Source organism: Marinomonas posidonica IVIA-Po-181 (assembly GCF_000214215.1).
Taxonomy (GTDB): Bacteria; Pseudomonadota; Gammaproteobacteria; order Pseudomonadales; family Marinomonadaceae; genus Marinomonas; species Marinomonas posidonica.
In genome coordinates, this window is record NC_015559.1 from 608403 (window position 1) to 633432 (window position 25030).

20 protein-coding genes and 1 pseudogene are annotated in these 25030 nt (G+C 44.2%); 11 read left to right on the top strand and 10 right to left on the bottom strand.

Annotation, left to right across the window (positions count from 1 at the left end):
- Nucleotides 1-6: 6 nt before the first annotated feature.
- On the bottom strand, nucleotides 7-732 hold the full coding sequence (locus tag MAR181_RS02775; protein ID WP_013795096.1) for a beta-ketoacyl synthase chain length factor: 726 nt from the start codon (nucleotides 730-732) through the stop codon (nucleotides 7-9).
- Between the two features lie 330 nt (nucleotides 733-1062).
- Nucleotides 1063-1743, bottom strand: coding sequence for a serine hydrolase (locus MAR181_RS02780; RefSeq protein WP_049782695.1), 681 nt, complete (start codon nucleotides 1741-1743; stop codon nucleotides 1063-1065).
- A 26-nt stretch (nucleotides 1744-1769) separates the two neighbouring features.
- On the opposite strand from MAR181_RS02780, the pseudogene MAR181_RS18725 reads away from it, so the two are divergent.
- A pseudogene (locus tag MAR181_RS18725) lies at nucleotides 1770-1862 on the top strand (helix-turn-helix transcriptional regulator); the annotation flags it as partial.
- A gap of 106 nt (nucleotides 1863-1968) precedes the next feature.
- On the opposite strand, the gene MAR181_RS02785 reads toward MAR181_RS18725, so the two are convergent.
- From MAR181_RS02785 to MAR181_RS02800, 4 genes are all read right to left on the bottom strand, one after another.
- Complete coding sequence (locus MAR181_RS02785; RefSeq protein WP_013795097.1) at nucleotides 1969-4035, bottom strand: TonB-dependent siderophore receptor; 2067 nt, start codon at nucleotides 4033-4035, stop codon at nucleotides 1969-1971.
- 201 nt (nucleotides 4036-4236) lie between these two features.
- Complete coding sequence (locus tag MAR181_RS02790; protein ID WP_013795098.1) at nucleotides 4237-4980, bottom strand: DUF6597 domain-containing transcriptional factor; 744 nt, start codon at nucleotides 4978-4980, stop codon at nucleotides 4237-4239.
- Nucleotides 4981-5182: 202 nt separating this feature from the next.
- A complete protein-coding gene (locus tag MAR181_RS02795) occupies nucleotides 5183-6097 on the bottom strand; it encodes a response regulator transcription factor (RefSeq protein WP_013795099.1) in 915 nt (304 codons plus the stop codon).
- The gene (locus MAR181_RS02800) at nucleotides 6094-9474 is read right to left on the bottom strand and encodes a hybrid sensor histidine kinase/response regulator (RefSeq protein ID WP_013795100.1); all 3381 of its coding nucleotides are present in this window, start codon (nucleotides 9472-9474) and stop codon (nucleotides 6094-6096) included. The genes MAR181_RS02795 and MAR181_RS02800 overlap by 4 nt, the downstream gene beginning before the upstream one ends.
- Before the next feature lie 644 nt (nucleotides 9475-10118).
- Here MAR181_RS02800 and urtA point away from each other — a divergent pair.
- From urtA to ppnN, 10 genes are all read left to right on the top strand, one after another.
- Nucleotides 10119-11405, top strand: a complete 1287-nt coding sequence (gene urtA / locus MAR181_RS02805; RefSeq protein ID WP_013795101.1) for an urea ABC transporter substrate-binding protein — start codon at nucleotides 10119-10121, stop codon at nucleotides 11403-11405.
- Nucleotides 11406-11537: 132 nt separating this feature from the next.
- Nucleotides 11538-12461 carry an urea ABC transporter permease subunit UrtB gene (urtB, locus tag MAR181_RS02810; protein WP_013795102.1) on the top strand — a complete coding sequence of 308 codons (924 nt, stop codon included), beginning with the start codon at nucleotides 11538-11540 and terminating at the stop codon, nucleotides 12459-12461.
- Between the two features lie 80 nt (nucleotides 12462-12541).
- Nucleotides 12542-13690, top strand: a complete 1149-nt coding sequence (gene urtC, locus MAR181_RS02815; RefSeq protein ID WP_013795103.1) for an urea ABC transporter permease subunit UrtC — start codon at nucleotides 12542-12544, stop codon at nucleotides 13688-13690.
- Nucleotides 13691-13772: 82 nt separating this feature from the next.
- Complete coding sequence (gene urtD, locus MAR181_RS02820; protein WP_013795104.1) at nucleotides 13773-14516, top strand: urea ABC transporter ATP-binding protein UrtD; 744 nt, start codon at nucleotides 13773-13775, stop codon at nucleotides 14514-14516.
- A 53-nt stretch (nucleotides 14517-14569) separates the two neighbouring features.
- Nucleotides 14570-15259: an urea ABC transporter ATP-binding subunit UrtE gene (urtE, locus tag MAR181_RS02825; RefSeq protein ID WP_013795105.1), complete on the top strand. Its 690-nt coding sequence runs from the start codon at nucleotides 14570-14572 to the stop codon at nucleotides 15257-15259.
- A gap of 85 nt (nucleotides 15260-15344) precedes the next feature.
- Nucleotides 15345-16574 carry a formamidase gene (fmdA, locus tag MAR181_RS02830; protein ID WP_013795106.1) on the top strand — a complete coding sequence of 410 codons (1230 nt, stop codon included), beginning with the start codon at nucleotides 15345-15347 and terminating at the stop codon, nucleotides 16572-16574.
- A gap of 13 nt (nucleotides 16575-16587) precedes the next feature.
- Nucleotides 16588-16992, top strand: coding sequence for an FmdB family zinc ribbon protein (locus MAR181_RS02835; protein WP_013795107.1), 405 nt, complete (start codon nucleotides 16588-16590; stop codon nucleotides 16990-16992).
- Nucleotides 16993-17115: 123 nt separating this feature from the next.
- Nucleotides 17116-17781 carry a glutathione S-transferase gene (locus MAR181_RS02840; RefSeq protein ID WP_013795108.1) on the top strand — a complete coding sequence of 222 codons (666 nt, stop codon included), beginning with the start codon at nucleotides 17116-17118 and terminating at the stop codon, nucleotides 17779-17781.
- Between the two features lie 141 nt (nucleotides 17782-17922).
- Nucleotides 17923-19143, top strand: a complete 1221-nt coding sequence (locus MAR181_RS02845; protein WP_013795109.1) for an MFS transporter — start codon at nucleotides 17923-17925, stop codon at nucleotides 19141-19143.
- 129 nt (nucleotides 19144-19272) lie between these two features.
- Entirely contained in the window at nucleotides 19273-20646 is a 1374-nt protein-coding gene (gene ppnN / locus MAR181_RS02850; protein WP_013795110.1) for a nucleotide 5'-monophosphate nucleosidase PpnN, read from the top strand.
- A 100-nt stretch (nucleotides 20647-20746) separates the two neighbouring features.
- Here the strand turns inward: ppnN and glsB are convergent, their stop codons facing one another.
- The 4 genes from glsB to MAR181_RS02870 form a co-directional block, all read right to left on the bottom strand.
- The gene (gene glsB / locus MAR181_RS02855; protein ID WP_013795111.1) at nucleotides 20747-21658 is read right to left on the bottom strand and encodes a glutaminase B; all 912 of its coding nucleotides are present in this window, start codon (nucleotides 21656-21658) and stop codon (nucleotides 20747-20749) included.
- 96 nt (nucleotides 21659-21754) lie between these two features.
- On the bottom strand, nucleotides 21755-22558 hold the full coding sequence (nudC, locus tag MAR181_RS02860) for an NAD(+) diphosphatase (protein WP_013795112.1): 804 nt from the start codon (nucleotides 22556-22558) through the stop codon (nucleotides 21755-21757).
- Between the two features lie 71 nt (nucleotides 22559-22629).
- Nucleotides 22630-23655: an L-threonine 3-dehydrogenase gene (gene tdh / locus MAR181_RS02865; protein WP_013795113.1), complete on the bottom strand. Its 1026-nt coding sequence runs from the start codon at nucleotides 23653-23655 to the stop codon at nucleotides 22630-22632.
- Complete coding sequence (locus MAR181_RS02870; protein ID WP_013795114.1) at nucleotides 23652-24863, bottom strand: glycine C-acetyltransferase; 1212 nt, start codon at nucleotides 24861-24863, stop codon at nucleotides 23652-23654. Before MAR181_RS02870 ends, tdh begins: the two co-directional genes overlap by 4 nt.
- Nucleotides 24864-25030: the final 167 nt, after the last annotated feature.

Below are 25030 nucleotides of genomic sequence, written 5' to 3' on the forward strand. Positions count from 1 at the left end.
ATATGCCTATATACGTTGTATAGCCCAATGTGTAGAAGCTGAATGAGTCGGGAAAGTAGCATGCTGTTGTTTATCGAGCAACAGGGCTAAAAGTTGATAATAATCCAAAATTTCTTTGCTTTTTTCTATGCTTACATCTTTGGGTTGAGCTAAGCGCATAGGTGTACCATCGCTGCGTTTTAACAACATCGCAATAGCATAAGGTATTTCGCAGGATTCAGTGTAAGGCTTGTAGATATCAGGAATTGGTGTATCGCATATGAGGCATACGACTTGTTCGAAGTCCTGCAATTGTGTGATTGCCTCAAGAATAGCCAGAGGAATAATGTCACGACAGGCGGTAATTGAAGTTATTGTTGAGGTGTCTTTACGTGCAATTGACAATAAACCCGCAATGGCATTATGAACTGCTAGACTGAAGTTTGTAGGGGACAGATCTTGATCTTGCGCGATGTTTTGCAATAACGATAGGGTTAATTCTATGTCGCCATGTCGTGAAGCAAATACTAAAGGGGTATTCTCTGAGAGGTCAAGTTCATATAATGACGCTGCGGCTACTTTTCCCATTGGAGTAAAGCGTCTACGCAACATAGGGGAGATTTTTTTCACACTGAGTTTAATGTTCTCCTCAGTTGCTTGAATAAAGCCGCTTTCAAGCCATGTAATCCAATCCATTTCTGAGGTCAAACCAGGGGCCGTTGCATTCCATTTTGCCAACCTAAAATCCAACATATAACTTCGTTCCCTTAAATTCCCTGCTAAAGAATGTATGGATCATTCTTTCTTACTTCTTGCTAAAAATTTAATTTATTTTACATTGTATCTAATTTATTTTACATTGTATCTAATTTATTTTACATTGTATCTAATTTATTTTACATTGCATTTTGATTTATGCAAGAGCTCGTTCAGTAATCCTCTTTTTTAGCTGGCTAGAAAATCATAGACAAGCGTTTCAAGCAATAGAAATGTTTTTAACGATTGAGTGCCAGCGAAGGGAAGTAAGTGTGTCGCAAATATTCCTCTAATTCCTTTTCGGGTTTATCTAAAAATAGTTATTTGTCAGTCCTCTCCATGCAAGACTGCCTGTTGATTGGCCAGTCGGCGCTTAATCATAAAACCAAGTCTCCATGTCCCGATCAACATCGGGAAACATCTCAAAATCATTTGCGATATCAGGTAGGGCTGTTTCGATTTTTTCACCCGAAGAGGGCCAATAACATTTTGTGGCATCAGCTCGACCATTTCAGCGTTGAGCATCTTGCCAAACTTACCTTGTCCTTTGTTTAGTATCATTTGAATGAGTCGTGAGAAATCGCAACATGTGGAATAAAGCCCACCGCCTGCTTCTTCTATTTCGCCATTTTGTTCAGCAACATGATTGGTTGCAGAGATTTTCCCTTGTTCATTTCTAACATGAATATTGTTAAACCGCTTAGCCGTGTCATCCGTGATTTTAAAATCAGCATTGTGCATTCCAATAGGAATAAAAATAGGTTTTTGCAGGTAGTAAGCAAGCGAAATGTTAGTGACCGTCTCAATGAGCCTTCCAACCCAATCCGTCGAAATACCGTCTTCCCACATCGTTCCGGAATCTGCCGCTAAAGGCGTAAAAAACGCCTCTTTCTTTAAGGACTTGATCGGCTGTATAATTTTGTATTCTTGATATTTAAGTGTGTTCTTATTCGAAAAATCATAGGATAGGTCTGATGCATGAGTTAAACGTTTAGAACTTAAGAGCACTTGAACTATTAGTAAGCTCAGGCCTAACTATTACTGAAATTGCTTTCGCTTTGGGATTTAGTGAGTCTAGTGCGTTAACTCGAACATTTAAATGGTGTTTTGGTCTGACGCCAAGCTAGTATAGGGCTAAAGAACATGTGAGAAAGTCTGTTTTGTTGAGATAAAAAAGCCAGAACAGGGCTTGTTCTGGCTTAAAGGGGATGTGTTTTCGATTAAGGCTTGTGTTTACCAGGCATGGTTTACAGTCATGGTGATGTCACGACCTCGATTGTAAAAATCCGCGGTACCAGATCCAACGACGTGTTGCTCATCCAATAGGTTGCTGATGTTCATCGCAAGCTGCGTCGCTTGAGTAATGTCGTAGCTAAACGAGGCATCAAGGGTCACCGCCGCCTCACTTTTTTTGCTATTAGCAGCGTCAAAGTAGTATGAGCCAACATAGCGTGCGCCCAATCCGATGGACATATCTTGACGTGGTAAGATGTAATGTCCCCACAGGGAAGCGGAATGCTGCGGTGTGGTTGCGAAATCTTTGCCTTCATACGTGTCGTCTTCGGTGACTTCAGAATCCATGTAAGAATAGCCTCCAGAAAGACTCACGCTTTCTGTTAGTTCTGCTCTCACTTCCAGGTCAACGCCTTTGACTCGATTTTTGCCGATCACTTCACGGTCAATTGAACCATCGTCTTGCGCAACCGCGATGTTGACATTGCTTTTTTCAAGGTCATAAATTGCCACAGAAAAAATGGCATTTAGATCGCTTGTCGAAAATTTTGCGCCAATTTCAGTTTGATCTCCACGCACAATTTCTGTGCCTACTGAAGGGGGAGAAACGGATTCCACTTGACTGATGTAGGCTGAAACTTGGTCGCTGAATTTGTAGGTCAAGGCCGAACGGAAGGTGTTTTCAGAAAAGTTACTCTTGGTTTCAGTATCATTCTGATAGTCGTCTTCGAACACATCAATGTCATCGTGTCGAGCACCGATGGAAAGAATGTATTTGTCATCCCATGCCAAATTTTGTTGAAGGAAAGCCGCTTGCGTTTGATAGTCGGTTTTTTTATCGGCGTAGGGGGTTAAAACGCTTGGCGCGCCAGAATAGACGATATTATTGACATCGATACTGGTCGCAGTTCCCCAAGCACTGTTCTCAGTCTTGCTAGAATCTTGGTATTCAATACCAAATACCGTGCTGCTGTCGAGACGATCAAAACGAATGTCGTATTGTCCTAGTAAGTTACCACTAAACTCTTGTATTGCTGTGTCCGTTGCAATGAAACCACGACTTACTGTGTCGCCCACCCGACTGCTTGAGTCCGTGATATAAGTGTACCCATATCGGTTTGTCGAATCTGTGTATCTGAGGTTGGAAGACACTTTAAGGCCATTATCCAGGCTATGATTGATCTGTGCACTGATGTTGGTGCGTTCTACATCTTGATAATTAAAATCTGGTTCTCCAAAGAACGTGCTTCTGTCGTATTCTTTATCAAACGGTGCGCCGCTACTATTGGCACTGGCATCTGTATTTAAGTAATCAACAAGCAGTGTTGCACTGGTTTTGTTGTTAGGTTGCCAAGTTAAACCGCTCATAACAAACTGTGAATCGTCCTTGGAGTAGTCGTACTCTCGATCACTGTCTTTCACTTTAGCCGTTAAACGATAAGCCAGGGTGTCATTCTCATCCAAAGTATCGTTCATATCGATGCCAATCTCTTTATGGTCATGAGAACCATAGGTTAGATAGGCGCTGGAAAATTCATCAAATTTTGGTGTCTTACTGACGAAGTTGATGGAGCCGCCAGGTTCTGCTGGACCGAATAAGGTCGAATTCGCACCGCGGATCACTTCAACCCGTTCGTAAGCAAAGGGGTCTTCACGGACATCGAACAGAGAGCCAAGATATAAACCGTCACGATAAGTGGAAGCGTTAAAACCTCGAATTTGATAGAAATCGGTACGATCGTCTGCGCCATAGTAGCCTGTTACGGTTCCTGGCGTATATTGCAGAACTTCTTCTGTTGTTGAAGCTCCACGCTGCTGAATTTCTTTTTCTGTGATGACGGAGACCGACGCTGGAGTGTCTTGAATGCTGGTGGCGACTTTGCCACCGACCCAAAGCTCTGTCGCGACTACGGATTCGCTGTCGTCATCGGTTTCTTCGGCTTGGCCGTTGATGAGTATAGGCGAAAGACGAAAGACGTCTTCATTTGCTTCGGCTAAAGCGGCGCTGGGCAGTATGACTGAACAGCAGAATAGGGAGGTTGTATATGGGGTTAATTTTATTCTCATCGTTTTCTCCAGTCACGTTTCTCCCTGATTAATAAATCACAATGCTAGTGTTAATGATTATTAATAAATACAAGATCACTTCGTTACATCATAACACTTTAAAAAGGGAGGATGCGTACAGGGTAAAGGTGGTCGCTTTCATTCTTTATCTGAACGCATCTCGTTATATTTGATACAAGCAAAAAGATGATAGGGGGCTTCCTAAGAAGATAATTGTATAAATCGGTCACTTTTATCATGGGCCAATTGTTTTGGTGTCAGACTGGAATATTTTTTAGTCAGTTTGATGTAGTGTGATTGGTCATTAAACCCGTCTTCTGGATACAGTTCGCCTTCCTTCAGGGAGTCAAAACTGTGTCGGAAACGAAGAATGTCACAATAATTTTTAAGGGGTAACCCTAGCCATTTATTGAAATAGCGGTTGATCTGGCGGCAACTCCAATTGGCCGATTGAGCAATGTCACTGACGGTGATTGTGCCATTCGTTTGATAGATCAAATCAGACATGATGCGCTTTCGGGAGTCAATTGGTTGGTCCAGTTGGGAGGTAAAGTAGCGTTCCAGCTTTTTACAGAACCCATTAAAGTCGTGGACATCATTTTGCTCTATACCTGCGTAACCTGATGCTAGCGTAGCATTGTCATTGAGGATGTCTGCAACGGATCTTTTTAATAAGTATTCCACCGCAAGTAGATTAAGGCGAACGCCCATTAATACAGACCGTTTTGGCATAATGCCTTGCTGTTTCTGAGTTTCTAAGCCCACCAAAGAAACGAACAAGGGAAACTCATTGCTACTAAAAAAATAGACATCAATGCCACCGTCAGGAAACGTCACCAGTTCCTCATCTTGATCACTGGGGTTGCGTATCATCCAATAGCTTTCGATGAAGGGAGACAACGCGTCACTGGGGGCTAATGAGGTAACTTGAATGGTATCTTTCATTGTTGGAGTAGAATGATTCTATAATTTTATGAATGAGACTCATTCTACTTTCTGTGGAGGATAAGAGCCATAGCTACTTTTCGATATATGGACTTCCTTGACGTTACTAGACACTCATTATCTTCAGCCGCATTCATCTTAGCCCACAGTATATCGAGTTGTTCAATCGCCTGATAAAGTGACTATCACGTATTGGGATGGATTATAGCGTTGCTTTACGGATTTTGTTGATGGCGACAATGGCCGCGCTGGTGCGATTTTCTACATTGAGTTTTTTAAAAATTTGGGCCAAATGGGCATTAATGGTATTGGGGCTGACGCTTAGAATGAGGGCGATGTCTGCATTGCTTTTGCCCTTGGCAAGCCAGGTCAATACTTCTGCCTCTCGTACCGTGAGTTGGAATGCAGCCTGAAGTATCGGTTGTTCTTGGGTGAGTTCTAAGTCGATGATTCTAAATAAGTGATTGTTTTTGGTATCTTGTCCAATGTAAGCCAGTTCAATGGTCTTACTGCTTTGATGAATTTGAATGTTTTTGTCTTTGTTGAATCTCGAAGAAAAGAAGCCTTCTAGTGCTTCGCTGAGTTTTTCTTTGAGCCAGCTTTCGCTGAGATCAGCCTGATGAAGTAATTGGTAAGCCTGTGGCGTGGCCCATTTAAATTCTCCTGTTTGGTCTGTGGTGATGAGAAATTGACCCGAGGCATCGAGGGCCATTCGGGCACTTTGAGTGAGTCGTGCATTATTTAAATGTGCTTTAATTCTGGCAATGAGTTCGGAACTGTTCACCGGTTTTTGAACATAGTCGATGCCGCCAGCGTTAAAGCCTTTTATGATGCTTTCGGTATCACTGAGTCCTGTCATAAAAATGATGGGAGTGTGTTCCAAGTTCGCGTTAGATTTCAGATGGCGGCAGGTATCGAAGCCGTCCATTCCCGGCATAATTGCATCCATTAAGATAATGTCAGGCGTAATACTTTGCGTAATATTGAGGGCTTGAGCGCCTTCTAGAGCCACTAGAACGGTCAGTCCTGCTTCGTCCAGTGTGTCATTAATCATGCCTAAGGAGCCAGGCGAGTCGTCGACAACCAGAACGAGATCTTTTTGGGCGTGAGGCGTCATAGCATTTCCTCCAGTGTTTCAACTACTTTATCGAATTGAAAATCGTTTGCTTGCGCTAATATTTGCTCTGCGTTTGGAAACATCTTCATGGTGTGTATTTTCTGTCGAATGGCGTTCAGGTTACCTATGTTGGCGAGTTGAATCAGTTCTGTTAAATCGTTTTTTAGCACTCTATTTAAGGGCGTTTCTCGTTGTTCTAAGGATGTCTCTTGCGGTTTATGGGGGTCAATGAAATGCCATTGTATGTTGGTGACTTGCTGAATTTTGTTAAAGAGTTCGGTATGTCTTAGGGGTTTTAATAAATAACCATTGCTGGGGTTTCTATCCAGAGGCACATCGGTATTGGCATTGGCAGAGATCATGATAATGCTTGATTGTGGGTATTGGTCTCGAAGCTTTGCGGCAAGTTGCCAGCCATTCATGCCTGGCATGGTGACATCTAGTAGAAATAGATTGGGGGTAAAAGGGCAATGCATCAGCATGTCTAAACACTCTATGCCATTATTGGCGATGAAGACTTCAAAGCCTATTGGGGCTAGTAATTCAGACAGTAATGAACGCTGGCTTGGGTCATCATCGACAACGAATACGTACTGTTTTTCGCCATCATAACCAGAAGGGTGGGTTTCTGATTGGGCTTTGGGCTCGGTGTCTTCTTCAACACTGGAAAGCATGAAGGAAATACTGAATTCACTGCCTTTGTTGGGGGTACTGTTAACTTGCAAATCTCCTCCCATAATGTCCACCAATAAACGTGTAATGGTCAGGCCGAGGCCTGTGCCTGCGATGTAAGGTTTGTTGGCCCTGATTAGGCGTTTAAAGGGGAGAAAAATTTTATCAATAGAGGCTTTTTCGATGCCCACACCGGTATCAATGACGCTGAAATACATCACTTGATTGCGATAGCTTACCGAAAAGGTCACGCTGCCTTGGTGAGTGTACTTTATGGCATTAGATAAGAGGTTAATGAGCACCTGTCGCAAACGTTTCTGGTCAGCGTGAACGGTGGTGGGAAGCTTGGTTAATTGCTGGTAATGAAATTCGATGTTTTTGTTCTTGGCTTGCATGCTGAACATATTCACCAGTTGGTGAATCAATTCTTTTAACTGCACGTCATTTCTTTCGATATGTAATGTGCCCGCTTCTATACTGGATATGTCTAGTAAGCCTTCGATGATGTCTGCTAGATGTTCACTACTGTGTTTAATAGTGGTCAGGGCGCCTCGTCTAGTTTGAGGAATGTCTTGAGCGTTTTCCAAGAGTTGAGCGTAACCCATGATGGCGTTTAAAGGGGATCTCAATTCATGGCTAATGCCGGTTAAATAGCGGCTTTTGGCTAAGTTAGCCGCTTCGGCCAGTTCTTTGGCTTTTTGGAGTGCCAAATCGGTTTTACTGTGAGCTTCTATTTCGGCTTTGAGCCGCCGTGTTTGTCTTTCTGTTTCTTCATGAGCAATGTGTCTTGAGTCTCTGGCGAGGGAGAACATCCAGGCGACTACCCCGAATACAATGAGTAAAATGAGAAACACATTGATCAATGCAGAGGCAATCGATGTGTCAATAATAGCGTTGTTGTAGTGCTCTTTATCTAAGATGATTTGTCCGTAAACGAGCAGTAAAACACAGGCTATGACGAGGCTATTCAATAAAAAAAGCCAGAGAAAATGTCCCATTCTCGTATTGACCAGTTTGAGCCATGAAGCGGGCAGGATTTGGCTGAAGGCATCGACAAACTGTTCCGATAATCGAGACCTCGATTTACACATGTCGCCACATCGCACATCCAGCGAACAACACAAAGAACAAATTTTGCCTGAGTAGGCCGGGCAGTGGGTCATATCTTCTTTTTCGAAGTGATAGTGACACACACTGCACTGCAATTCTTCCTTTGAATGAAAGATGACTTCTGGACGGGCTATGTAGTATTTTCCCTTGGTCAGCCAAGCAATGAGTGGCGATAAAATGAAAGTCGTAAAGAGCGCGATAAAGGATGAAAGGGCTTGTGGCTCTTCGCCTAATAAACCAGCATGAAAAATAAAGCCAATAATGGAAGCGCCTAGCATTGAGCCTATGCCCACTGGGTTGATGTCATACAAATGGGCGCGTTTAAACTCAATTTTATTTGGCCGCAAACCAAGCGGTTTGTTAATGGTCAGGTCGGCCACAATAGAACCAATCCAAGACAGGGCGACAATGGCATAACCACCTAAAATGCCTTCCAGCACCCGATAGATACCTAATTCCATCAGTAAAATGGCAATGATCACATTAAACACTAACCAGACCACTCGCCCTGGGTGATTGTAGGTCAGGCGAGAAAAGAAGTTGGACCATGCAATTGAACCCGCATAGGCATTGGTAACATTGATCTTAAGTTGAGAAATGATGACGAAAACGCCTAATAGTAGCAAACTAAGCTGTTCAGAACTGGTGACATAGCTAAAGGCCAGCTTGTACATCTGGTTAGGATCTTCTGCGTCCTCTGCAGAGAAACCATATTGAAGACAAAGGACGGCGAGGAAAGAGCCAATCAGCATTTTAATGGCACCGATGATAATCCAACCTGGCCCAGCGCAAATGACGGCAAGCCACCAAGCTTTTTTATTGGATCGGTTTTGTTTGGGTAAGAAGCGTAAAAAATCAACTTGTTCGCCTATTTGAGCGATCAGTGAAAACAACACCGAAGCTGCTGCTCCGAACGCCAGAATAGAGAAACCAGCATAACTGGCGCTGGTATTGGGAGTGATAGTGGGTTCAAAGTTCACCCATAACTCAAACGCTTCTTCATATTGCAGAGCGATGCAGGCTAATGGCAGGCATTGCAGAATGAGCCATATGGGCTGACTCCAGACTTGAAAGCGGCTGATAAAGGTAATGCCATGGGTAACGATGGGGATGATAATGACGCTGCTCACTATGTAGCCAATGGAGACTTTTAGGCCCAATGTGAGTTCAAGGGCCAAAGCAAGCACACTGGCTTCCAAGGCGAAAAAAATAAAGGTAAAGGAAGCATAAATGAGAGAGGCAACGGTTGAGCCTATGTAGCCAAACCCCGCCCCTCGAGTCAGCAGGTCAATATCGATGCCATGTTTTGATGAGTAGTAAGCGATTGGCGCGCCGGTAAGGAAAATAATCACACTGACCACTAGGATGGCCGCGATGGCATTGGTAAAACCGTGACTTAAGGTAATGGCTCCGCCGATGGCTTCAAGAACCAAAAAAGAGATGGCACCTAAGGCGGTGATGGCGACTTTACTAATAGACCAACGTCGTGCAGATTTGGCAGTGAATCTTAGGGCGTAATCTTCAAGGGTTTGATTGGCGACCCATTGATTATAATGTCTTCGTACCAGAGAGATATCTTGTGGAGCGCTATTCATCAGTTCAACCTTTTAAGTGTCAATGTCTTGGGAAGGTACGAATAAGTCTTATGAGCTTCAGTCTTATCAGAGAAACAGCTTATTAAGGCGAGAGTGAGCAGGAATGTTAATACCTTTCAATCACTCTTAACGAAGATAGGCTGTTTCTCTGAAAGACCCAAAGGGCGTGGGCTAAGCTTTCTTTAATTCTTTGTTAACTTTCTTGCCAATATGCTCAATATTGGACAGCGAAACTTGCCTCGAATAAAGAAGAGTTATCCACACGCTGAAGCCAGTGGACTTGTTCATACCTTCCCTTGCTTTAAACAAGCCTTGTTTCTAAATCAAAGGTTATCCTTCACCGACTGCTTCCAAGCTGAGATAGGCAATGTCTTTTTAGAATGTCTCTCACGTTGAGATTTTTCTAAGGAGAAGGAAATCACGCAAGTTTTATGCCGTTGCTTTGTTTATTAAAAAAATACAATTTCCTCATAGAAGATCGTCAAGAAAGAAGTCTGCAAATGAAAGTCTTCCTTTTATATAACAAACTTTGATAGGTCGTCATATAGCGTAAATTAACTAGATGGGTCATGTGTTTCGTCAATGGTGGGCGTTTGGGGGTCGATGCAGAATGAAAGGCATCAATCAACCCAAGGAGTAATGTAATGAGTGCTTATTCATGCGTACCACCCAAATGCTCGACCGATCAGCTCACTCGTCAAACGACACGTCTGTTGCCGTCTATTTTCAGTAAGTTATTCACCTTACCTATCGCCTTGGTGTTGGCTGCGCAAGTGAGCCTTGCGTCTGCCGCAGAGGTCAATACCACAGGTCTAGCGGTCACTGATAATGACGTGACAGTCGGCATTCTGCATTCATTGACTGGCACCATGGCGATCAGTGAAACAGGAGCTCAACAAGCTGAAAAATTGGCAATTAAACAAATTAATGACATGGGGGGGATTTTAGGGCGTCAGATAAAAATCATCCAAGAAGATGGTGCCAGTGATTGGCCTACTTTTGCGGAAAAGAGTCGCAAACTGCTGGTGCAAGACAAAGTCGCTGCGGTATTTGGTGCTTGGACATCAGCCTCTCGAAAAGCCATTTTACCGGTTTTTGAAAAAGAAAATGGCCTGCTGTATTACCCCACTTTTTACGAAGGTTTAGAGCAATCTAAAAACGTGATTTACACAGGGCAAGAAGCCACACAACAAATTTTAGACGGTTTAAATTGGGTGGCGAAAGAGAAAAAAGCCAAAACCTTTTATTTAATCGGTTCTGATTATATCTGGCCTAGAACTTCGATGAAAATTGCTCGTAAACACATTGAAAAGGTGTTGGGTGGCAAGGTAGTCGGTGAAGAGTATAAGCCACTTGGTGATACCCAATTTGGCTCGGTCATTAATAAAATTCGCTTACGTAAACCAGATGTGATCTACGCCGCTGTTGTTGGTGGTAGTAATGTCGCTTGGTTTAAGCAGCTTAAAGCCGCTGGTATTACCTCTAAAAAACAAACCCTGTTAACGATTTCTGTCACAGAAGATGAGGTGTTGGGCATAGGTGGTGAAAACCTAGACGGTTTTTACTCCATCATGAAGTACTTCCAAAGTTTGGATAATGCCAACAACAAAGATTTTGTGGCCGCCTTTAAGCAAATGTGGGGTGAGGACAGTGTGATCGGTGATGTTACTCAAGCCGCTTATCTTGGCCCTTGGTTGTGGAAGGCTGCCGTCGAAAAAGCGGGCAGTTTTGATATTGACAAAGTGGTGGCGGCTTCTCAAAGCGGTGACATTGAATTGACGACGGCGCCTGAAGGCTACGTCAAACTTGATCCTAACCATCACCTGTGGAGTAAAGCTAGGGTGGGTCAATGGAAAAAAGATGGTCAAGCTACGGTCGTATATGAGTCTGAACTCATTCAACCCGATCCATTCCCTGAAGGTTATCAATAGATCCTGTTGCGTTATGTACGAGTACTTTTTCAAGCAATCCTTTGATGATGAATGATCATTGGATTGCGATGAAAAAGCGACGCTTAAAACAGTCGCATTTTACTTCAAGCAATCACACATTAGGGGCTTACTATGGGTGGATACAGCTACAGTGAACTCGGTGCCATCTTTGCGATGCAGGGTTTTTCCGGAATTAGTTTATTCAGTGTACTTCTTTTGATGGCCTTAGGCTTAGCCATTATTTTTGGACAAATGGGCGTCATTAATATGGCTCATGGTGAGTTTATGGCGGTGGGAGCCTATACAACCTATCTCATGTCTTCGGTAACGGAAAGTTTCTTTCCCGCCTTTTTGCCTTTTTATTTTGTTTTCTCGATCGTATTGGCCTTTTTAGTGGCCGGTGCCATGGGTTACCTGGCTGAGTATGTGTTGATTCGACATTTGTATTCGCGCCCTCTTGATACTTTGTTAGCGACCTGGGGACTTAGTCTGATCATGCAGCAGTCGTTTCGCTCCCTGTTTGGTGCCCGTGAAGTGAGCCCGACTTTGCCCGACTGGTTAATGGGGGCTTATCCGGTGACAGACCTTATTGATATCCCCATTAATGGTTTATTTGTACTTGCCTTAACCATTGCTGTCACATTGGGCGTGTTTTATCTGATGTTTAAATCGAGCTGGGGTTTACAAGTACGCGCCACAACGCAAAACCGTTCCATGAGTGGCGCTGTTGGTATTAATACCAAGAAAATTGATCGCTACACCTTTGCCCTTGGCTGCGGTATTGCGGGCATCGCTGGAGCGGCTTTTACCACCATAGCTTCGACCGGTCCGACCACAGGAACCTTGTATATTGTGGATACCTTTATGGTGGTTGTGTTTGGCGGGGCGGCCAGCTTGTTTGGCACGATTGCCTCGGCCTTTTCTATTGCTCAGGCGCAATCCATTCTCGAATTCTTCATTAGTGGCTCAATGGCCAAAGTTCTGACCTTACTTGTTTTGGTGGTGATCCTGATGTTTAAGCCTGAGGGGCTTTTTGCCAGCAAAGTACGCCGTTAGTGAGTGTGTATGTGTTGGTGTGCTGATAAGTAACGAAATCGATGGACAACATGACGACTTAAATAAGTCCGGAGTCTGATATGAGTTTTGTGTATGACAAATTGTTGGGTGGTAAATCCGGGGCGATGGGATTACTGGTTCTCTCTGTGTTGATACTGATTGTGTTTCCACTGTTCCTAGACAACTTTCGGTTAAACCTAGTGGGCAAGTATTTAACCTACGCCTTTGCGGCGATTAGTTTGGTGTTGTTATGGGGGTATGGAGGCACATTAAGTCTGGGCCAAGGGATATTTTTTGGTTTGGGTGGCTATGGAATGGCTATGTTCTTGAAGCTTGAGGCGTCCTCACCAGAGAACACTGCCATTCAATCGACGCCAGGTATTCCAGACTTTATGGACTGGAACCAGCTGACCGCCTTGCCTTGGTTTTGGGAGCCCTTTAATAGCTTTGCTTTTACGCTTGTAGCGATTTTAGTGTTGCCGGCTTTATTTGCTTACATCATTGGTGTGGCTATGTTTAAACGCCGAGTGGGTGGGGTGTATTTTGCCATTATTACGCAGGTTATCGCGGTCATTTTGACGGTGTTAATTGTTGGCCAGCAAGGCTACACAGGGGGCATTAACGGCATTACCGATTTGCGTACGTTGAATGGTTGGGACATGACCTCAGACGGCGCTAAAACCCTTTTCTATTACATTAACTGCGCCTTGTTAATCGGTGTGATTGTTTTGTCTCGCTATATTTTAAGCAGCAAATTTGGACGTCTTCTGTTGGCCATCCGCGATAAAGAAGATCGGGTGCGCTTTTCTGGTTATGACGTGGCGAATTTTAAGATTTTTATTTTCTGTTTTGCCGCTTTTGTGTCGGCCATTGGTGGCGCCATGTTTACCTTGCAGGTGGGCTTTATGTCGCCGTCTTTTGTGGGCATTGTGCCGTCTATTGAAATGGTTATTTTTGCCGCGGTCGGAGGACGTATGTCGCTCATAGGTGTGGTGTACGGAACCCTGCTGATTAATTTTGGTAAAACCGCTTTTTCTGAATCTTTTCCTGAACTGTGGCTGTTCTTAATGGGTGGAACCTTTATTGCCGTGGTGATGTTTTTTCCGAATGGTCTGGCTGGGTTATGGAGCCAATACAGCCCGGCATTATTACAGCGATTTCGTGCCACGCCAGACGAATCTAAGCAGGTCAAGATAGCCTCTTCTCTAGACATGAAGGAGTTCAACTAATGGCAATGTGGGCAGTCAATCTAGTGTTGTTGGACCTAGTCTTTTTGAACCGAGTATTGTTGAACAGAGAGGAAGGTGACCTATGACGAATACTGACTTTTCTTTAAGCATAGAAGATCTAACGGTTTCTTTTGATGGCTTTAAAGCTGTGGACGATTTAACCCTTTATATCGATAAAAATGAGCTTCATGTGGTCATTGGGCCAAATGGGGCTGGCAAGACCACAGTGCTGGATTTGATCTGCGGTAAAACCAAGTCTACCTCGGGCAGTATCAAGTTTTTAAATCAGGAACTTACTTCCTTATCAGAGCATGAAATTGTGCGTAAAGGTGTGGGGCGAAAGTTCCAGACGCCTTCCATTTACGAAAACTTATCTGTGTTTGAGAACCTTGAGGTCTCGTATCCCGAAGGTCGAGGCGTGTTTGGTTCGTTAGTGTTTAAACGCAGTGCCAAGGTGATGGCGAAGATTCATGAGGTCGCCCAGCAAATCATGCTGGAGGACGAAATAGAAACGGAAGCCGCCTTGTTGAGTCATGGACAAAAACAATGGCTGGAGATTGGCATGTTGTTAATTCAAGACCCTCAACTGCTGATGTTGGATGAACCTGTGGCAGGCATGAGTGTAAAAGAGCGGGAACAGACCGCGGAACTGCTGAACAAAATCAGTCAAGGCCGTTCTGTTTTGGTGATTGAACACGACATGGAATTTGTTGAGCGAATTGCTCATAGGGTAACGGTATTGCATCAGGGAAAAATACTGGCATCGGGAAAAATGGATGAAGTGCAAAAGGATCCTAAAGTGATCGAGGTGTATCTCGGTCACTAATGGTTTTGACATGGTTGTTAGGGTGATTTTGGCAACCTAAATGGGGGTGAAACATGTTGCACGTAGACAATTTAAAAGTGAGTTACGGACAGAGTGAAGTGATTCACGGGGTGACTTTTAGCGCTGAAAAAAATGAGACGCTTGCCATTATGGGGCGAAATGGCATGGGGAAAACCACTTTGTTTAAGTCGCTGATTGGCGTACTGCCCTTAAGCGCTGGGGGAATCCAAGTGGATGGTATGGATATCTCTAAAAGTGAAAGCTATCAAAGAGTGGCCAGAGGAGTGGCTTATGTTCCTCAAGGCAGAATGATTTTTCCCAATTTGACGGTGCAAGAAAACATAGAAACTGGTATGGGAGTGTCAAAACTTAAGAAAATCCCTGATGACATTTATGCCCTGTTTCCAGTGTTACAGGACATGCGCCATCGTAAAGGCGGCAATTTGTCCGGTGGTCAGCAGCAACAGTTGGCGATTGCTCGAGCCTTAGTGACAAACCCTAAAGTGCTATTACTGGATGAGCCAACCGAAGGCATTCAACCTTCCATCATTAAAGACATTGCCAATGTGCTCAATGAAATAAAGAAAATGCGTGACATCACCATCATTGTCTCGGAACAGGTGTTGAGTTTCACCATGGCAGTGGCAGATCGAATCATAGTGATAGACAAGGGGAACTTTATCCATGAAGACCACAGGAGTGAGGTGGATATCGAAAAAATCAAAGGCTATTTATCGGTTTAGTGGTAAGGAATGACCTTTAGCCATAAACCAGGCAAGCATTAATCAGATAAGCAACAACCTAATGTAATAACTGAGGAGCACCGAAATGGCAGAAACAATCATAAAAGTTAATTTAAAAGAATCGCCTTATGACAATGACATGATCCACAATCGATGGCACCCAGATATCCCTATGGCGTCCATGGTTAAGCCAGGTGATGACTTTATTATCGAGTGTGTCGATTGGACAGGTGGACAGATTCAGAATGATGACTCTGCGGACGATGTCCGCGATGTAGACTTGTCTCAGGTGCATTTTTTGTCCGGTCCAGTGGGCGTAGAAGGTGCGGAACCGGGTGATTTATTGGTGGTTGATATTCTGGATATTGGAACTTTTGATGACAGTCAATGGGGCTTTAATGGGTTCTTTTCCAAGCAAAATGGCGGCGGCTTTTTAACGGAACATTTTCCACAAGCGCAGAAATCTATTTGGGACTTTAAGGGCATGTTTACCAGCTCTCGCCATATTCCAGGCGTCGAGTTCGCGGGCCTGATTCATCCTGGCTTGATTGGCTGTTTGCCTTCTAAAGACATGTTAGAAGAGTGGAACACTCGAGAAAAAGCCCTTTACGATACAGAGCCTGATCGCACTCCAGAACTAGCCACTTTACCGTATGCAGAAACCGCCCACATGGGGCGCATGACGGGAGAGGCCAGAGACGTGGCTGCCGCGGAAGGCGCACGAACGGTTCCGCCACGTGAACATGGCGGGAACTGCGACATAAAAGACCTTTCACGAGGTTCAAAAGTATATTTTCCAGTGTATGTAAAAGGCGCAGGCTTAAGTGTGGGGGACTTGCACTTCAGCCAAGGTGACGGAGAAATTACCTTCTGTGGTGCCATTGAAATGGCCGGTTGGATTCATATGCGAGTGAGTCTAGTGAAAGAGGGAATGGAAAAATATGGTATTAAAAACCCAATTTTCAAACCCAGTCCCATTACGCCAAAATACGATGATTATTTGATATTTGAAGGTATTTCGGTCGATGAAGGCGGCAAACAGCATTATTTAGATGTTCATATTGCTTATCGACAGGCCTGTTTGAATGCGATCAAGTATCTGACAAAATTTGGTTACAGTGACGCTCAGGCTTACGCTATTTTAGGGTGTGCTCCTGTACAAGGACACATTAGTGGTGTGGTGGATATTCCGAATGCTTGTGCAACTTTATGGCTACCTACGGACATTTTTGAGTTTGATGTGCAACCAAACGCAGATGGGCCAGAGATTCATCTAGATGGCAGCGTTGATATACCACTTTCAGCAGATAAATAGTCCGGAGGAGTGTATGCCTATTTATGATTTTAAATGTGCAGAGCATGGTTTGTTTCACGAACTGGTGTCTATGGATAAGGCGGGAGAAGCGTTTCCTTGTCCTAAGTGCCAAGCGTCATGTGCGCCAGTGATTTTAGTTGCGCCGACCGCCTTGTCTATGTCACCTGCAGCACGTCAATCGGCTGAGACGAATGAAGCGGCAAGGCACCAACCGATCATATCGACTCAAGACTCCAGAGCGGAAGCGGAAGACAGGCATCAGTTTGCTTTATTAAGAGAAGGTCAAGGGCGTAAGGCTAGCCATTGTGGCTGCTCGGAGCATAGGCAAGAACAAAGTGCTTTAAAGCAGCAAGTTGTCCTGTTGCCAGATGGTAGTAAAGTATTCCCATCTCAAAGGCCATGGATGATTAGCCATTAAGGGAACATAAAAACCTCTATTAGGCTTCAAAAGTCCAATGAAGGCAGATTGCTTTATTGGGCTTTTTTATGACTTGCTATTTATCAAGGATAGGGATAGTTTGCCAAGATACAGGAGGTCATTATGATTCAAGTTCATCATTTAGAAAATTCCCGATCACAGCGTATTTTGTGGTTGCTCGAAGAGCTCAACTTATCCTATGAAATTATTGAATATAAGCGTGACCCAGATACGGCTTCAGCACCTGAATCCCTTAAGAAAATACACCCTTTAGGAAAAGCGCCGATTTTGACTGATGGTGATAATACCATTGTGGAGTCAGGCGCCATTATTGAGTATTTGCTGGATAAATACGATGAAGATAAAGGCTTGCGACCAAGCGAAGGGCAAGCTTTATTGGACTATCGGTTTTGGTTGCACTTTGCTGAAGGTTCTTTGATGCCTTTGTTGGTGATGAAATTGGTGATGACCAAAGTGCCAAAAAATCCCATGCCATTTTTTATAAAGCCGATTGCTAAAGCGCTGACGGATAAAGTGACGCAAAAATTCATTCAACCCCGTTTACAGCCACAACTCGATTTTATTGAAGCGACACTTGCGGACCGAATTTGGTTTACGGGTGAAACATTAACTGCGGCGGATATTCAAATGAGTTTTCCGTTACAGGCTTCCAGTACGCGAATGGATTTATCTTCTTATCCTAACATACGCCGATTTTTGTCTCAGGTGGAAAACCAAGTAGGTTATCAACAGGCCTTGGAAAAAGGTGGGGCTTTTACGACACTTTAAAATCGATTGTAAACATCAAGCCTTAGCATACACGCCCGACCAAGATTGTGGTTGGGCGTTTTTGTTTTTGCTTGCTCTAGTACCTTGAAAGCTCCTATGATGCTTTGCTTTATTTATCATGGAATTGACTGAGGAAAAAATATGTCCAGTCCCGTCCGTTTAGTCAGTGTCGCAATTGCTCTGATTTGCGTTTTATTAGCATTGAACTTTGGCTTACGCTCTTCAATGGGCTTTTTTATGGCCCCCATTTCTCAAGAATTCGGTTATGGTCGTGAGGTGTTTGCCTTTGCATTGGCGTTACAAAACCTATGCTGGGGGCTTTTTCAACCCTTGGCTGGCGCTTTTTCGGATCGTTTTGGCACCCTGAAAACCTTGTTTATAGGGGCTGCTTTGTATGCTTTAGGGCTATACGTCACCGCGGATGCGACTAGTATTACAGGGTTGAATTTGGGTGCTGGCGTGTTAATGGGAATGGGGATTGCCGCCACAGGTTTTGGCGTTGTATTGCCAGCGATGGCTCGTATGGTCGCACCTGAGAAACGCTCTTTTGCACTGGGTCTAGGCAGTGCAGCGGGTTCGGCAGGGCAATTATTTGTGATTCCAGTCGCACAGGGGTTCATCTCTGCTTATGGTTGGAGTAACGCGTTAATGTTGTTAGCGGGTTGTGCTCTGATGATGGTCTTTTTGTCTGGGCCATTTCGTCACGAAAAGACGGCCAAAGGAGGCCATGCTAACGTGGCTGAAAACACACAGACCATGTCTGAAGCGCTAAAAGAAGCGGGCGCCTATTCACATTATTGGTTGTTGGTGATTGGTTTTTTTGTGTGTGGTTTTCAGCTGGCATTTATTACGGTTCACATGCCTGCCTTTTTGTCAGATGAAGGTTTTTCCCCCGATTTAGCGGTGGTGAGTTTGTCGTTAATTGGCTTGTTTAATATTTTTGGTTGTTTGTTATCTGGCAGCTGGGCAGGCATTTATTCTAAGAAAAAATTACTGACCATTATTTACGTCTTACGGGCTGTCAGTATTGCGCTCTTCATGATTTATCCAATGACAACGTGGTCGGTTTATCTTTTCTCTATTGTCACGGGTTTACTGTGGCTTGCGACGGTTCCTCCGACATCGGGCTTAGTCGCACAAATGTTTGGTTTACGTTATATGGGCATGTTGTACGGCATTGTCTTTTTAGGGCATCAACTTGGTTCGTTTAGTGGCGTTTGGTTAGGCGGGTATTTATATGATCACACAGGCTCTTATGATGTTGTTTGGTGGACCGCTTGTATTATTGCCTTTATTACGGCCCTTATTCATATTGTGATTGATGAGCGTCCTGTGGCTCGCTTGCGGCTTCAAATGGGCTAATGAAGGCGCTAAATGATTGATTTAACAATAAGGATTTTTGTTAACTTTGTTAAGCGGGCTTGATAAACAAGGTGATCGTGACCAATATGTTTATAGACAGAAAAAAGATGATGAGAAGGAGGGCGATCCATGCCGAATGAAGATCGCGTTGATGCGTTAGTCGCACCTAAAGGTGCGTTAGAAATGTTGTCACAAGATGAAATTTCCCGATTGTCTGAAGAGTCGGGTCCGCTTCATGATTTATTTCATCGTTGTGCTCTGGCGATTTTAAATTGCGGCAGTGATTCAGATGATCCGCAAGCCGTGATGGAGGAATTTGCTGACTTTGATATTCAAATTATCCAACAAGAACGTGGTGTTAAACTTCAGTTAAAAAATGCCCCAAGCAGCGCCTTTGTTGATGGCAAAATGATTAGCAGCGTACGTGAAATGTTATTCAGTGTACTGCGTGACATTATTTTTACTCACCACGAATACGATTTAGCAAAAGGCTTAACCAACGCTAGTTCAGAAAAGCTGACGAATGTGGTGTTTGAATTGTTACGCAATGCAGATGTATTTCGACGGATTCAAAATCCCGACATGATTGTATGTTGGGGAGGCCATTCGATTGCTCGCCATGAATATGATTACACTAAGCGAGTCGGTCATGAACTTGGTCTAAGAGAGTTAAATATTTGTACAGGCTGTGGGCCTGGTGCCATGAAGGGACCGATGAAAGGGGCGGCCATTGCTCATGCAAAACAACGAATTAAAAATGGCATTTACTTAGGTTTAACCGAACCCGGTATTATTGCCGCAGAATCGCCAAACCCGATTGTCAATCAATTGGTGATCATGCCAGACATTGAGAAACGATTAGAGGCCTTTGTACGTGCTGGACATGGCATTGTTGTCTTCCCTGGTGGCGCCGGAACGGCAGAAGAAATTCTTTATATTTTGGGGATTTTATTACACCCTAAAAATGCCGATGTCCCTTTTCCTCTGGTCTTTACTGGGCCAAAAGAAAGTGCTGATTATTTTGAGCAAATCCATACTTTCATTGGGGAGGTACTGGGTAAGGAAGCGCAAAATAAATATCAAATCGTGATTGATGATGAGGTCACAGTTGCTCGTATCATGAAGCAAGGGATGGACGAAGTACGTCAATATCGAAAAGCTCATCAAGATGCGTTTTATTATAATTGGAAGTTGCACATACCCGAAGAGTTCCAGCATCCGTTTGAGCCGACACATGACAATGTTCGTCAGTTGAATTTGCATTTTGGACAAGAGACGCATTTGTTGGCAGCGGATCTACGCCGGGCATTTTCTTCTATTGTGGCTGGTAATGTGAAAGCTCAGGGCGTGGCGCACATTAAAGAGTTTGGTCCGTTTGAAATTCATGGAGATAAGGCTTTGCTGTCGAAGTTGGATGCATTGTTACAGGCGTTTGTTGATCAACAGCGAATGAAACTGCCAGGCAGTGCTTATGAACCATGCTACAAGGTCATTACCGATTAGTAACGAGTTATATATTTAACAAAAAAGCTCCTTAAGAACATTAGGGAGCTTTTTTATGTTTGTAATCGTTTCAAGTGTGATTATTTCAACCTAGGGCTTTTTAACCAAACACCGACCACCCTATGCTTTCCGATAGGGCTTCCAGTGCCGCCATACCCGCTAAAGAGTTACCGGATTTGTTCAATTCAGGGGACCAAACGCACATGGAAAATTGATTTGGCACAATGGCAATGATGCCACCACCGACACCACTTTTGCCTGGTAAACCAACACGATAGGCAAAGTTTCCAGCTTCATCATAAAGACCGCTGGTAGCCAATAAGCCATTCACTTGGGTGGTTTCTCTTGGACTTAGTATCTGTTCATTACTGTGTTGAGAGAAGCCTTTATTGGCTAGAAAACTGAAGGCTTTGGCCAGATCAATGCAGTTCATGCGCACCGCACAGTTATCGAAGTAGTTGTGAAGAACAGCTTCCACATCATTATCAAAATTGCCAAAGGCTTTCATTAAATACGCCATTGATGCGTTACGAGCTCGAAACTCGTACTCTGAATCGGACACTAATTTGTCTGATGTAATGTTTGGGTTATCGGCTAGACGTCGGATAAATTCCCGCATGGCATAATGTGGAGCAGCAAAGCGCGATTGGTTCATGTCACTAATGACCAAAGCACCAGCATTGATGAAAGGGTTTCGTGGGACGCCTGACTCGTATTCTAACTGCACAAGCGAGTTAAAAGGGTTGCCAGAAGGCTCTCGCCCCACCCGTTGCCACATGTCTTCGCCATAATGTTTTATGGCGAGGGTTAGGCTAAACACTTTCGAGATACTTTGTATGGAGAATTCAGTGTCCGCTTGGCCTGCTTGATATAGGGCACCATCGTTACTGTATATGGCGATACCAAACTGATTAGGATCCACTTGCGCTAATGCTGGAATGTAATCTGCGACTTTTCCTTGACCGATTAAGGGACGAACTTTCTTTTCAATGGACTGAAGTAAGGCTTCCACGTTTTTCTCAATCTTATTATTAGGGAGTAAACATATGACTAAAGGGAAGGCTAGTATAGGTATTTGGCACTGGAATACCAGTGCCATGTTGGCTGATTAATCTTGTTCCTTTATCCATTCCGTGTGTTGCAAGATAAGCTGACCCGAAATGGTGGCTTGGTTTGGAATCATAGGCAAATCCTCAATGGGCCACCAACCTGCTTCTTCAATCTCACCCGGTGCTGGGGTGAGCTCTCCACTGGCGTAATCCGCAAAGAATCCAGTCATTAATTGATGAGGAAACGACCATGGTTGACTGCTGACATAGCGAATGTTGGTCACTTCTATACCGACTTCTTCTCTTACTTCACGTATGACGGCTTGTTCTAAGGTTTCTCCAGCTTCAACAAAGCCCGCAATATTACTGTAACGGTCTTTTGGCGCTTGTGGTCCGCGAGCGAGCAGGATGTGATTGTCTTTACGAATAGAGACGATCACGCAAGGTGAAATGCGTGGATAGTGTCGAAGGTGACATTTAGGGCAAATTTTTGTGTGTTCTCGATCGTGCTTTTCCTGCAAGCCTGCGCCACAGCGACCACAAAACTGATGATCTCTATCCCAAGTGGATAATTGATGTGCGCGACTGAGTAAAATGTAGTGATCTTGATCCTGCTGGAACAATAGCTCGCGCAAGCCTATTTCTGAAAATCCCTTTGGCACAGTCTCAAAACGGCAAACGAAAACATCTTGTCCATGCCATTGACCACAATAAACTGCGCCCATATCCGAATTTGGCTGAAAGTGTGTGAATGGCGTTAAGAATTGCAGATCTGTTTCAACCAATACTTGGTTGCGATGTAATAAAATATACAGCGCATCTTGATGAGGACGAGGGTGTGCTTGGGTGCCGATTTCTAACATGTTACCGCTCTGTCTTGCGTTGAAAAGAATTACGCTAACGCGATCAAGTTTTTGACGCAAGTTTTAATCACTTAGCGCCAGTCTAGGATGACTTTTCCGGATTGACCCGAACTCATGGCGTCAAAACCTTGCTGGAAATCGTCAACATTGAATCGATGCGTAATAATTGGACTAATGTCTAAACCTGATTGCAGCATAGCCACCATTTTGTACCAGGTTTCATACATTTCGCGACCATAAATGCCCTTGATAATCAGGCCTTTGAAAATGACCTGATTCCAGTCGATGAGAGTGTCTTTGCCAGGAATACCGAGCATGGCGATTTTGCCCCCATGATTCATGTTTTCTAGCATAGAGCGAAATGCTTGATCATTGCCCGACATTTCTAGGCCCACATCAAAGCCTTCTCCCATACCCAATTCTGCCATCACATCCGATAAGGATTCTTGACTGACGTTAACCGTTCGGGTGGCACCCATTTTGAGAGCGAGTTCTAAACGGAAATTGTTCACGTCTGTGATCACTATATTACGAGCACCCACATGTTTGGCAATGGCTGCGGCCATGGCGCCAATTGGGCCAGCGCCAGTAATTAAAACGTCTTCGCCAATGAGATCAAATGATAAGGCGGTATGTGCGGCGTTGCCAAAAGGGTCAAAGATGGCGGCCATTTCATCGCTTATGTTGTCTGGGATTTTAAACGCGTTACTCGCTGGGATGGCCAAGTATTCAGCAAAGGCGCCTGTGCGGTTAACTCCGACACCTAGCGTCTTACGGCATAGATGGCGTCGACCTGCACGACAATTACGGCAATGGCCACAGGTGATATGGCCTTCGCCAGAGACTCGGTCACCCAGATTAAAGCCACTTACTTCAGGGCCAATTTCGACGATTTCGCCAACAAATTCATGGCCAATGATCATTGGGACGGGAATGGTATTTTGCGACCATTCATCCCAATGGTAAATGTGCATGTCCGTTCCGCATATCGCGGTTTTACGGATTTTTATAATCACATCATTATGACCGCATTCTGGTGGCTCACCATGGGTTAACCAAATGCCTTTTTCGGAGTGTAACTTGGCCAATGCTTTCATGCGTTTTCTCCCTTAATAATGCCCATTTCTCGACCCACTTTCGCGAAGGCTTGAATGGCTTGGTCGAGTTGTTCCTGTGTATGTGCTGCCGACATTTGAGTACGGATTCTAGCTTTGCCCATTGGTACGACCGGAAACGCAAAGCCCGTAACAAAGATCCCTTCTTTATATAACGCATTTGCCATGGCTTGTGCCAGCTTTGCGTCGCCTAACATGACTGGAATGATCGGATGGTCGCCTGCAACCAGCTCAAAGCCTAGTGCGGCCATTTTTGTTCTGAAATATTGGCTGTTGGTGTTTAACTGTTTGTGCGCTTGATCATTGTCTTGTAACTTTTCTAGAATGCTAAGGCTAGTGGCGGTAATCACAGGGGCTAGTGCGTTTGAGAATAGATAAGGGCGGGAACGTTGGCGTAACCACTCAACGATCTCTTTAGAAGCGCTAGTATAACCACCTGAAGCACCGCCTAAGGCTTTTCCTAGTGTCCCTGTGATAATGTCAATACGGCCCATAACATCACAGTATTCATGACTTCCTCGGCCATGCTCGCCAAGAAACCCTACTGCGTGCGAATCGTCTATCATTACTAACGCTTGGTATTGATCTGCGAGATCACAAATACTTCTTAGATCAGCAATGATACCGTCCATTGAAAACACGCCGTCGGTGACAATGAGTTTGGTTGTCGCACCATTTTTATTGGCGTCTTGTAAGGCTGCTTCAAGTTCGGCCATATCATTATTGGCATAGCGATAACGCTGTGCTTTACAGAGCCGAATGCCATCAATAATGCTGGCATGATTGAGTGCATCACTGATGATCGCATCGTCTTTATCTAAAAGTGTTTCAAATAAACCGCCATTCGCGTCAAAGCAAGATGAATAAAGTATGGTGTCTTCCATCCCCAAAAATTGGCTAAGACTTTGTTCAAGTTCTGTATGTATGCTTTGAGTGCCACAAATGAAGCGTACAGAGGCCATCCCATAACCAAATTGATCCAATGCCTGATGAGCGGCTTTCGTCACGTCAGAATCATTGGCCAACCCTAAATAGTTGTTAGCACATAGGTTAATCAGGGGCTGTTGATCCACTGTGGTAATTTGACTAGCCTGCGGGGTTATCATTGGACGCTCTTGCTTATATAAGCCTTGATCTTTTATTTGATCTAATTGCGTTGCGAGGTTTTGGTAGAAATTGGCTTTTGACATAACGCGCTCCAAAGTATCGTGTAACGGGGTCGAGATCATTTGAGTGTAGGATTCTGTCGAACAGAAAAGTAGATGCAGTGACATAGTAAAACGGCCATAACAGTTTGCTCACATCGGAAGTTCTGACCTGAGCTGGTCATTTTGCCTATGGGTCGCGTAGAATGGGC